This is a genomic window from Rhizobium sp. AN73 (genome assembly GCF_030757975.1).
Classification (GTDB): Bacteria; Pseudomonadota; Alphaproteobacteria; order Rhizobiales; family Rhizobiaceae; genus Agrobacterium; species Agrobacterium arsenijevicii.
On sequence record NZ_JARWME010000002.1, the window covers coordinates 978,000 to 989,566 of the forward strand.

The following is an 11,567-nucleotide window of genomic DNA, read 5'->3' on the forward strand; positions in this document are numbered from 1 at the left end:
AAAAACACCAAGAGCGGTCAGTACTGGGACATCCCTATGTTTTGGCCCCACACCACGGTCTCATTGCTCATCCGTCAATCGAACAAACAAAAAACGGGCCCGAAGGCCCGTTCTCTATTCCAGCGATAAACTCTGACAGGCTTATTTCGGCCCGATCATGTTTTCCGGGCGCACATACTGGTCGAATTCCTCGTTGGTGAGGTATCCGCCGCCGACGGCCTCGTCGCGCAGGGTCGTGCCGTTCTTGTGTGCGGTCTTGGCGATCTTGGCGCAGATGTCGTAGCCGAGCTTGCTGTTCAGCGCGGTCACCAGCATCAGCGAGTTTTCGACGCCCTTCCGGATGTTGTCTTCGCGGGCCTCGATACCGACGACGCAATTGTCGGTGAAGGAGACTGCCGCGTCGCCCAGAAGCTGAACCGACTGCAGGAAGTTGTAGGCCATCATCGGGTTATAGACGTTCAGCTCGAAGTGGCCCTGCGAACCGGCAAAGGAGAGCGCTGCATTGTTGCCGAAGATATGGGCGCAAACCTGCGTCAGCGCTTCGGACTGGGTCGGGTTGACCTTGCCCGGCATGATCGACGAGCCGGGTTCGTTTTCCGGCAGCGACAATTCGCCGAGACCGGCGCGCGGGCCGGAACCGAGGAAGCGGATGTCGTTGGCGATCTTGAACAGCGCTGCGGCTGCGGCGTTGATCGCACCATGCGAGAAGACCATGGAATCGTGCGAGGCGAGCGCCTCGAACTTGTTCGGCGCGGTCACGAAGGGCAGGCCGGTGATCTTGGAAATCTCGTCGGCGACCTTTTCAGCAAAGCCGATGGGGGCATTGAGGCCCGTACCAACTGCCGTGCCGCCCTGGGCGAGCTTGGAAAGTGCCGGCAGGGTGAGTTCGATATTGGCGATAGCCGAGGCGACCTGCGCGGCATAACCGGAAAATTCCTGGCCGAGCGTCAGCGGCGTCGCATCCTGCGTGTGGGTGCGGCCGATCTTGATGATGTGCTCGAACTGCTTGACCTTGGCTTCCAGCGCCTTGTGCAGGTGCTTGAGGCCCGGCAGCAGGTGGTGAACGATCTCTTCCACGCAGGCGATGTGCATCGCTGTCGGATAGGTGTCGTTCGAGGACTGGCTCATATTGACGTGGTCGTTGGGGTGAACCGGCTTCTTGGTGCCCATTTCGCCGCCGAGCATTTCGATTGCCCGGTTCGAAATCACCTCATTGGCATTCATGTTCGACTGGGTGCCGGAACCGGTCTGCCAGACGACGAGCGGGAAATGTTCAGTCAGCTTGCCGTCGATGACTTCCTGTGCGGCCGCGATGATGGCGTCGCCGACCTTGGGGTCGAGGCCGGCAAGGGCCATGTTGGCGCGGGCCGCTGCCTGCTTGACGATGCCGAGCGCGCGAACGACAGAAGCGGGCTGCTTTTCCCAGCCGATCTTGAAGTTGCCGAGCGAGCGCTGCGCCTGTGCGCCCCAATAGCGATCGGCCTGAACTTCAATGGGTCCAAATGTATCGGTTTCCGTCCGTGTGGCTGTCATCAGTCTTGCCTTTTTACTCGTTTTCCTCCGCCAAAACGGCACCTTCGCCCGCCTTGCGCGCGCCGATATATAGAATCATCGCGCCGGCAATGAAAGCGCTGCGAGGCCTGCTGGGCAGATATTTCCCGCCCCACAAGGCGATTTGGGCGTTCAACTTGCCCGGTGGAGAAAAAGACCTTGGCGTGTCATTTTTACTACGTCGACAAAAGGCCGGAGAACCGGGGTTTTGTGAGGGTGGGGCGGGGCGGCCAAGCACGGCAAAGTGAATGAAATAAATAGAAATTTAACCATTCTCGCCAATTCTGGAAATTACGTTTTTATGGCTTTGGCCGTATCATGAGGTTCATTTCGGTCCTGTTCTGGACTTCGGGCGTTTTCTTTTCAACGGGCCGTCTATCGGCTAGACAAGCATGAAACTGGATGCTCCGTCTTCGTTGGCGGCGCTGGGTGCTACGAGGATCAAATTGCAAGTCACATCTGGAAAAACATCGGCAGCGCTGGTGCTGGCTCTCGGTCTTTCCGTTTCCGCCGCTCTTCCCGGCAGCGCCGGAGCGGTAACGCTGATGGACCTTTTGCGTGGCGGGCCTGGCAAGGTTGCGCGCGATCGCGGTGAATTGCCGCCGGCCGGTATCGTCACCTCGCCGTCGAGGGCGGCACCGAGCGCAAGCGCCGATGCATCCGATCCCGAGCCTCTGCCGCGTGTTTCCGGCCCGCGTTATTACGACTACAAGGCCGATACCGCACGCGCCGTGAACACCGCCAATTTCGGCGAGGGTCTCGCCAATATCAAGTTCAGCGCCACGCCCGAAATCGGCAAGGCGCTCGAGGCTTACTACGGCGCCGGCGGCAAGACGCTGTGGGTTTCGGAAGGCGAACTGACTGCGCGCGCGAATGCCGTCATCGCATTTCTCGAGACGGTTGGCGAAAGCGGTCTCGATCCGGCCGATTACAGCATTTCAGTGCCCGCAAAGGATGTGACCGCCAGCATCAGCGCCGGCGCGAATGCGTCTGGTACGCCGGTGGAAGTGGCCTCCGCATCGACCTCCGACGCCTATCAGCGTGCGCAGATGCAGTTCGAGCTGGCACTTTCCGCCAAGGTTCTGGCTTATGTGCAGGACACGATCCGCGGCCGCGTCGATCCGAACCGGTTGTCCGGTTACCACGATTTCAAGCGCAAGACGGTCAACCTTGCATCCGTGCTGAAGCTTGCGAGCCTCAGCCCCGATGTTGCCGCTTACCTGCGCAGCCGCGAACCTTCGAACGCCGAATATCTGGCGCTGAAGGCCGAGCTGGCGCAGTTGTGCGGTGAGAGCGATCCCGCCCACACCGTCAAGGTTCCCGCCGATCTGGTGCTGAAACCCGGCAATAGCAGCGCGGAGATGGCCAATGTCGTCAAGGCTATCGAACATCGCGCTTCGCCTGCCTTCAAGGCGGAACATGCGGCGATCATTTCCGGTTACCAGCAGACGCCGGACTATACACCTGATCTCGTTGATCTGGTGAAGGCGTTCCAGGGTGAAAACGGCCTGAAGCCTGATGGTGTCATCGGCCGCGCCACCGTGCGCGCCATGGTTGGCGAAAGCAACGATGCCCGTATTGCCAAGGTGCAGGTGGCGATGGAGCAGATTCGCTGGCTGCCGGCCGACCTTGGCCAGCGCTACGTCTTGATTAACCAGCCCGCCTTCATGGCCTATTACCACAATGACGGACAGGAACAGTTCGGCATGAAGGTGGTGGTCGGCTCCAAGGCCAACCAGACCTACTTCTTCCAGGACGAAATCCAGACCGTCGAATTCAACCCCTATTGGGGTGTGCCGCAGTCGATCATCGTCAACGAGATGCTGCCGAAGCTGCGCCGCGATCCGTCCTATCTCGACCGGCTGGGTTACGAGGTTCAGGTGGGTGGCCGCGCGGTCTCTTCCACCAGCGTCAACTGGTTCGGCTCGACCAACGCCGTTTCCGTGCGCCAGCCGCCGAGCAGCGACAATGCGCTGGGCGACCTGAAAATCCTGTTCCCGAATGCGCATGCCATTTACATGCACGACACGCCGGCCAAGAGCTTCTTCAACCGCGACATGCGGGCGCTGAGCCATGGCTGTATCCGTCTGGTCGATCCGCGCCGCATGGCCGCCGCCGTTCTCGGCACCAGCGTCGACAAGGTCAATGAGCAGATTGCAGCGGGCAAGAACCGCGCGGTGCAGGTGCCGGTGAAGATACCGGTCTACATTGCCTATTTCACCGCCTGGCCGGACAAGAACGGCAAGGTGCAGTTCTTCGACGACGTCTACGACCGCGACAGCTACGTCCAGAAGGCGTTTGCGGTAACGACGAAGGCGCGGGCCGCGTCGATCTGATCAAAATCTCATCAATAAAAAAGCGCCGGAAACGGCGCTTTTTCATTTGTGGTCCGGTCTGCCGTCTCAGGCCGCAGCGGCGCCCTTTGCGACCAGCTGCTCGAACAGTTCCGGCGTCAGTACAGCAAAATCGCTGATTACGACGTCCGGTTCGAGTTCGGTCATTGGCACATCCGAATAACCGAAGGTAACGCCGATCGACGGCACCGCGGCGTTCCTGGCGGCGAGGATGTCGTTGATGCTGTCTCCGACCATGACCGAGCGTTGCGGGTCGCCGCCGGCCTTTTCGATGGTGCCGAGAATGTGGCGCGGATCGGGCTTGCGGAAGGAGAAGGTATCGCCGCAGGTGATGGCGGCGAAATATCGGGTGAGATCGAGTTTTTCGAGCAGCGGCAAAGCGAGGATTTCGGTCTTGTTGGTGCAGACCGCAAGCGTGACGCCGGCTGCCGAGAGCGCATCCAGCGTGTCGACGATGCCGGGGTAGGGGCGGCTTTCGCCCGGCATTTCCGCGCGGTAGTGGGTGATGAAGCGCTCGTAGAGCGGTTCGAGTTCGGCTTCCGGCAATTCCGTCTGCCTAAGCGCGAAGGCCCGCTTGATCATGACGCGCGCGCCCTGGCCGACGAGATGCGTCAGGTCGTCATAGGTGACGGGAGCAAGGCCGGCGGCGGCGATGGTGTGGTTCAGGCTCGAAACGAGGTCGGCGGCGGTGTCGACCAGGGTGCCGTCGAGGTCGAAGATGGCGAGCGGGGAGAGCGGGCGGGATGTCACGGGAACTGGCCTCTCGGAGAATGCTTTTGGCGTTGGTATCGGTACGTTCGTTGCGGCCAAGCCTAGGCAAACGGCTTTCGCTTTGCAACCGCACCACAACGTTCTGTTCGTTGCCTTGAAAAAGGCTTTCGTTTGGCTTTCGACCCGTGTAAACAGCACGGCGACGACAAAGCTACCGGAGTTTCAGGCACATGGATGCCCGCCAGATGAAGATCAAGGCCGCCGAGGCCGCATTGTCCCATGTACAGGACGGGATGCGGCTTGGTATCGGCACGGGTTCGACGGCAGAGGAATTCGTCAGGCTTCTGGCGGAAAAGGTTGCCGAAGGGTTGAGGGTCGAGGGCGTACCGACATCCGAGCGTACCGCACGTCTGTGCGTGGAGCTTGGCGTGCCGCTTAAATCCCTCGACGAATTGCCGGAACTGGACCTGACCGTCGATGGCGCGGACGAGGTGGATTACGGGCTGCGGCTCGTCAAGGGTGGCGGCGGCGCGCTGTTGCGCGAAAAGATCGTGGCGGCGGCATCCGCCCGCATGATCGTCATCGCCGATCAGAGCAAGGTTGTGGAGACGCTTGGCGCCTTTCCGCTTCCCATCGAAATCAATCCGTTCGGTCAGGTGGCGACGCGGATCGCCATCGAAAAACTGGCGGCACGGTCCGGCCTGTCGGGCGATCTGACGATGCGTTCGTCGGGCGACGGCGCCTTCATGACGGACGGCGGACACCTCATTCTCGACGCATCTTTTGGCCGTATTCCTGATGCAGAAGCGCTTGCACGCGAGCTGAACACGATTCCCGGTGTTGTCGAGCACGGACTTTTCATAAATTTGGCATCGCTTGCCATCATCGCGGGTCCTGAAGGCGCCCGCGTGATGCAGGCAGTATAACAGGAGCGAGATTTTCATGATCAAACTAGCGGGACTGGGCAAAGCTGCCGCTGCTTCGATCCTCATTTCCGGCATCGTGTTCGGTACTGCCGTACGCGCTCAGGAAATTTCGGAAGCGCACATCGCCGCCGCACGGCAGGCGATCGCCTCTCTTGGCGTTACAGACCGTTTCGACGATATTCTGCCGGGTCTGGCAGAGCGTCTGAAGGCCGAACTCATTCAGGCTTCGCCGAATGTGCAGGACGCGATCACCGCGACTGTCGACGCCAAGGCGCTTGAGCTTGCACCGCGCCGCGCCGATCTGGAACGCGAAGCAGCACTCACTTATGCGCGTGCCTTCTCTGTTGAAGAGCTGAAGGCCATTTCCACCTTCTACAGCAGCGAAGCTGGCAAGAAGCTTCTGAAGGACGGCCCGATCGCCACGCGCGAACTGATGAAGGCCGCCGACATATGGGCCGCCGGCATCAACCGTGACCTCAACACCTCCAGCATGGCTGAGTTGCAGAAGGTAGCTGGCGCCGATCTGAAGCCACTTCCGGCCGATCAGAGCAATACGGGCGGCGCTCCTGCTCACAAGCCCTGAGTGCGGGACATAGAGCATTGGGCCCAAAACGCTCAGGTTCAGAAATATTCAAAGCCCGGCCGCAAGGTCGGGCTTTTCATTTGTGCGTCGCAGCACCTATATGTGCCTTGAATGCGCCGCAGCCCGTCTTGAGGCCGATGGCGTGTGGTTTGATCAGGGGTTTTGACTATGACAGCTTATGACTACGATCTTTTCGTCATCGGTGGCGGTTCCGGCGGTGTGCGAAGCGCCCGCGTGGCGGCTTCGCTCGGCAAGCGCGTGGCGATCACCGAGGAATACCGTTACGGCGGAACCTGCGTCATACGCGGCTGCGTGCCGAAGAAGCTGTTCGTTTATGCCTCGCAATTCCCTGAACATTTCGAGGATGCCGAAGGTTACGGCTGGAGCGTCGGCGAGCGCAGCTTTGACTGGAAAAAACTGATCGCGGCGAAGGACAAGGAAATTACCCGTCTCGAAGGGCTTTACCGCAAGGGTCTTGATAACGCTAAGGCCGATATTTTCGACAGCCGTGCGGAACTCGTCGACGCGCATACCGTGAAGCTGACGAAGACCGGCGAGACCTTCACCGCCGAGCGCATCGTCATCGCCGTCGGCGGCACGCCGAACGAACACAAGGCGTTGCCTGGCCATGAGCTGACGATTTCGTCCAACGAGGCTTTCCATCTGGAAGAGCTGCCGAAATCGATCCTGATTGCCGGCGGCGGTTATATCGCCGTGGAATTCGCCAATATCTTCCATGGTCTCGGCGTCGAAACGACACTGATATATCGCGGCAAGGAAATCCTTTCGCGCTTCGACCACGACATGCGCAAGGGCCTTCATGAAGCGATGGAAGCCAAGGGCATCAAGATCCTGCTGGGCGATATCATCGAGGAAGTGACGAAGGGTGAGGGCGCACTGCAGGCCCGCACCAAGAACAATGGCACGCTTGCCGTCGACACGGTGATGCTGGCGCTTGGCCGCGACCCGAACACCAAGGGCCTCGGTCTTGAAAATGCCGGTGTGAAAGTGGATGCGCGTGGCGCAATCATCGTCGACGATTATTCACGCACGAACGTGCCGCATATCTTCGCGCTGGGCGACGTCACCGACCGGGTACAGCTGACGCCGGTGGCGATCCACGAGGCCATGTGCTTCATCGAGACCGAATACAAGAACAACCCAACCAAGCCGGATCACGAGCTGATTGCAACAGCGGTGTTCTCGCAGCCGGAAATCGGCACGGTAGGACTGTCCGAAGAGGAAGCGGGCCGGAAGTACCCGGAGCTGGAAGTCTATCGCGCGCAATTCCGCCCGATGAAGGCGACGCTTTCCGGCCGTCAGGAAAAGACGATCATGAAGCTGATCGTCAACGCTGCCGACCGCAAGGTCGTCGGTGCGCATATTCTCGGCCACGAGGCGGGCGAGATGGCGCAGCTTCTCGGCATCACGCTGAAAGCCGGCTGCACCAAGGATGATTTCGATCGCACCATGGCGGTTCATCCGACGGCTGCCGAGGAACTGGTGACGATGTATTCGCCGAGCTACCGCGTGGTGAACGGTGAGCGCGTGTAGCGCCGTCGCAGCCGTGATATAATCGCGTCTCCGAATTTGCCTGCCACCACCTGAAAACCGATGTTTTTCGGGTGGTGGTTGGTTTGTTAAATCGTTTGAATTGACTTTTATGCGCGTTGAGCGCCCAAAACGGCCGGAATGGGCCGGATGGCCCTGACATCGGCTATGCAAAGCCTGTGCTTGGAGCTATAAGCCGCTCAATTTTTCGAGGCGGTCGCGCAAAAGTGCGCGGGCGAGAAAAGGGTAAGAACATGGCACAGAATTGGACCCCCGGTAGCTGGCGGCAGAAGCCAATCCAGCAGGTTCCCGAATATCCTGACGCGACAGCGCTTGCGGCAACGGAAGCCACGCTTGCGACCTATCCGCCGCTCGTTTTTGCCGGTGAAGCCCGCCGTCTGAAAAAGCAGCTCGCCAATGTGGCCGAAGGCAACGCCTTCCTGCTGCAGGGCGGCGATTGCGCCGAAAGCTTCCTCGAGCATGGCGCGGACAATATCCGCGACTTCTTCCGCGCTTTCCTGCAGATGGCTGTCGTGCTGACCTATGGCGCGCAGTTGCCTGTCGTGAAGGTCGGCCGTATTGCCGGCCAGTTCGCCAAGCCGCGTTCTTCCAACGTGGAAGTGCTTGATGGCGTGACGCTGCCGTCCTACCGTGGTGACATCATCAACGGCATCGAATTCAACGAGGCCTCGCGCATTCCGAACCCGGAGCGCCAGCTCGACGCCTATCGTCAGTCGGCGGCGACGCTCAACCTGCTGCGCGCTTTCGCGATGGGCGGTTACGCCAACCTTGAAAACGTTCACCAGTGGATGCTCGGTTTCATCAAGGACAGCCCGCAGGCGGACCGTTACCGCAAGCTTGCGGATCGTATCTCCGAGACAATGAACTTCATGCAGGCGATCGGCATCAGCGCGGAGAACAATCCGAGCCTGCGCGAAACCGATTTCTTCACCAGCCACGAGGCCCTGCTGCTCGGTTACGAAGAGGCGCTGACCCGCGTCGATCTCGACCTCCGGCGACTGGTATGCCACGTCCGGCCACATGATCTGGATCGGCGACCGCACGCGTCAACTCGACCACGCGCATGTGGAATATTTCCGCGGCATCAAGAACCCGATCGGCCTGAAGTGCGGACCGTCGCTGACGCCTGACAATCTGATCGAGCTGATCGACGCGCTGAACCCGGCAAACGAGGCGGGCCGCCTGACGCTGATTTGCCGTTTCGGCCACGACAAGGTGGCGGACAGCCTGCCGAAGCTCATCCGTGCTGTGGAGAAGGAGGGCCGCAAGGTTGTCTGGTCCTGCGATCCGATGCATGGCAACACCATCACGCTCAACCACTACAAGACGCGTCCGTTCGAGCGCATCCTGTCGGAAGTCGAAAGCTTCTTCCAGATCCACCGCGCCGAAGGCACGCATCCGGGCGGCATCCACATCGAGATGACCGGCAAGGACGTGACGGAATGCACCGGCGGCGCGCGCGCCGTGACGGCGGATCTGCTGTCGGATCGTTACCACACCCATTGCGATCCGCGTCTCAACGCCGATCAGGCACTGGAACTGGCCTTCCTTCTGTCCGAGCGCATGAAGAGCGGCCGGGACGAGAAGCGTCTGGCGATTGCCACCGCCTGATATAAAGACCGATCAAACAAAAAAGCCGCCGGGATATCTCCTGGCGGCTTTTTTGTGGCTGTCGGACTGATTATTGCACCAGCGCCGGCTGCTGGCAGCGAACATCCGTGACCCGCACATCGGCTTCGCCGATCTTGACGCCGAGTACCAGCAGCACGTTGTAGAGCAGCTGATCGACCGGTGCGGTGACCAACGAAAGCGTGTTGGCAAGCGCTGACTGGATGCCCGCCAGACCTCCCAGATCGAGATTGAGGAAGAGAAGCCTGATATCCAGATTGAGGTTCTTCAGCAGTGAACTGACAAGAGTGGTAACGGTATCCTTGGTGGAGACGCTCTTGATCTTCGCCTGGGTGATATCCGACTGCGTGAAGGTCAGTTTGGTTTTCGCCATGTTGGTGGCATTGATCATGGCGCTGCCATTGATGGCGAGCAGGGCCGAGTCCACGATTGCAGTCTTGGTGACACGCGGGTCCTTGCCGAAATTGGCGAAGGCCGAGGTGTCGACATTGCCGAGTGCGATTTCGACGACGCCGGGAACGACCTCGACGTCGACGGTTCCCTGTCCGCCACCCGTGCAGCGAATGTCGGCAAGCCGTGCTTCGGCATGGGCAACTTCCACATAGAGCGGAATATTGACCTTGAGGCCGGCAATCGCCTGCAGCCCGTCGACCACGACACTGACCGCCAGCCGGGTTTGTGCGGTGCGCACCACGGTGCCCTGACCACCGACGGCGAGCGACGGCGTCTCGACAGGCGGCTCTCCGACGGCGAGCGTCGTCTTGACCGAGGCGAGACCGAGAAGATTGGCGTTGAGATTGAGTGCCAGCTGGTTGCCGCTATTGCCCGCCACGGCGGCGGCGTTGAGAAGATCGAAAACGCCCGCGGTGACCTTGAGGTTTTCGCCGCTACCGATCAGCTTGTCCGAGAACGGGCCGAGATTGAGTATTTCCTCAAGCTTGAGCGTGATGTTGCTCTTGTTGGCGGTTTTTGCCAGCGTTTTCAGAATGTTGGCGACCGCCGGCTGCAGACCTGTGGTCTTCGTCAGCGCGTCGAGGAATTTGCCGTAGGTGATTTCCGTCTTCAGAACATCCTTGTAGGTGCCGGCTGTCAGGTTGAGATCGATGGCAAGCGCTTCGACGACATGCAGCGCGTTGACATCGGCTGCGAGAAGCGCCTGGTAATCCATGAGTTTGAGCGAAACCGTGGTGCCGAGCAGGCCGCCAAGCAGGCTGTTCAAAATTCCTTCATCGAGGCTTGCCAGTCGCGATCCCACCGAAAATGCCGCGATCTTTTGAGATGAGGCAGTGCCGATCGCCGAAATTTTGGGTGGCGTGGTGAAGGCGGAAGCGAAGAATATCTGGCCCTTCTCGACGATGTTCACTTTCATCGCATTGGTTGGAAGCGCGTTTTCGACGAACCGCTGGCCGACCGGAAGGGTCGCGTCTGGCTCGTAGTGACCTTTGACGACCTCAGCGTAACCGTTACTTTTGGCAAATTCGTTCAAGGGGTCGAAAGGTACAAGGCCGTTCACGGTCAGGAGACCGTTCGGTGTCTTGACCCCGAGATTCATGCCGTTGAGGGCAAAATATTGCTGGACCGCCTTTTCGGGGTCGGCGGCACTGGCCGCCGCCGAGATGGCCGCAAGATCGGCGGTCTGCTGCAACTGCCGCTTCTGCAGGGTCAGGTAGCCATAATCGACGCCGAGCGCCAGAATGCCGATGAAAAGCGGTGCGGTGAGCCCCGCCGAGATGGCGATGTTGCCCCTGCGATCTTTGAGGAAACGGGGAAGCAAAGAAGAGATAGTTTGCATGTCATGCTCCTCCGATCCGGATGGTTGAAAAACGCCGGATGACCGGCTCGGGCAGGGTGTAGCTGTAGAGGCTCCAGATCGGCAGATCGCGGGCGTCATATTCGACCTTGACCGTGAACTGGTTGGCATTGGCGGGATCGGTGGCGACATCGACCGTGAAACGCGTCTTGTCCATGAAAGCGTAATTGAGGTTGCTTTTGGTGATGAAATCCCTGGCAAGCTGCTGGCGCTCGGTCGTATTCAGCCCGGCAACCGCCGTTCTTGCCGCGTCGGCGGCGATCTGCTGCACCGAATAGGCAGCCATCAGATAGATGCCGTAGGCAATCATGGTCAGCAGGACGAGAAAGAATATCGGTGCGACGATGGCGAACTCGACAGCAGACGAGCCGGATCGATCACGAAAGAAACGCACTCCATTAAACATAAAGCACCCCCGTTCCTTTAGGCAT

Annotated in this window: 8 protein-coding genes and 1 pseudogene; 5 read left to right on the forward strand and 4 right to left on the reverse strand. The window is 59.9% G+C overall.

All coding sequences use genetic code 11. The features are described from left to right. Positions 1–141: 141 nt before the first annotated feature. Positions 142–1,533, reverse strand: coding sequence for a class II fumarate hydratase (fumC, locus tag RBH10_RS14770; protein WP_045020128.1), 1,392 nt, complete (start codon positions 1,531–1,533; stop codon positions 142–144). 500 nt (positions 1,534–2,033) lie between these two features. Here fumC and RBH10_RS14775 point away from each other — a divergent pair, with 500 nt between their 5' ends. Further along, positions 2,034–3,887, forward strand: coding sequence for a murein L,D-transpeptidase (locus RBH10_RS14775; protein ID WP_281037376.1), 1,854 nt, complete (start codon positions 2,034–2,036; stop codon positions 3,885–3,887). 66 nt (positions 3,888–3,953) lie between these two features. On the opposite strand, the gene gph is transcribed toward RBH10_RS14775, so the two are convergent. Then, entirely contained in the window at positions 3,954–4,655 is a 702-nt protein-coding gene (gene gph, locus RBH10_RS14780; protein ID WP_281036700.1) for a phosphoglycolate phosphatase, read from the reverse strand. Between the two features lie 191 nt (positions 4,656–4,846). Here gph and rpiA point away from each other — a divergent pair, with 191 nt between their 5' ends. The 4 genes and pseudogenes from rpiA to RBH10_RS14800 all read left to right on the forward strand — a co-directional run bounded on the left by rpiA (position 4,847) and on the right by RBH10_RS14800 (position 9,308). Further along, positions 4,847–5,542: a ribose-5-phosphate isomerase RpiA gene (gene rpiA / locus RBH10_RS14785; RefSeq protein ID WP_045020120.1), complete on the forward strand. Its 696-nt coding sequence runs from the start codon at positions 4,847–4,849 to the stop codon at positions 5,540–5,542. Positions 5,543–5,558: 16 nt separating this feature from the next. Next, complete coding sequence (locus RBH10_RS14790) at positions 5,559–6,125, forward strand: DUF2059 domain-containing protein (protein ID WP_045020118.1); 567 nt, start codon at positions 5,559–5,561, stop codon at positions 6,123–6,125. Between the two features lie 168 nt (positions 6,126–6,293). Beyond that, positions 6,294–7,679: a glutathione-disulfide reductase gene (gene gor, locus RBH10_RS14795; RefSeq protein WP_281036699.1), complete on the forward strand. Its 1,386-nt coding sequence runs from the start codon at positions 6,294–6,296 to the stop codon at positions 7,677–7,679. A 251-nt stretch (positions 7,680–7,930) separates the two neighbouring features. Then, positions 7,931–9,308 (forward strand): annotated as a pseudogene (locus RBH10_RS14800) (class II 3-deoxy-7-phosphoheptulonate synthase). Positions 9,309–9,378: 70 nt separating this feature from the next. On the opposite strand, the gene RBH10_RS14805 reads toward RBH10_RS14800, so the two are convergent. Then, positions 9,379–11,118 (reverse strand): TadG family pilus assembly protein, encoded by a 1,740-nt coding sequence (locus RBH10_RS14805; protein WP_281036697.1) that lies wholly within the window; start codon positions 11,116–11,118, stop codon positions 9,379–9,381. Position 11,119: 1 nt separating this feature from the next. Then, on the reverse strand, positions 11,120–11,542 hold the full coding sequence (locus tag RBH10_RS14810) for a TadE/TadG family type IV pilus assembly protein (RefSeq protein ID WP_045020110.1): 423 nt from the start codon (positions 11,540–11,542) through the stop codon (positions 11,120–11,122). Positions 11,543–11,567 lie beyond the last annotated feature (25 nt).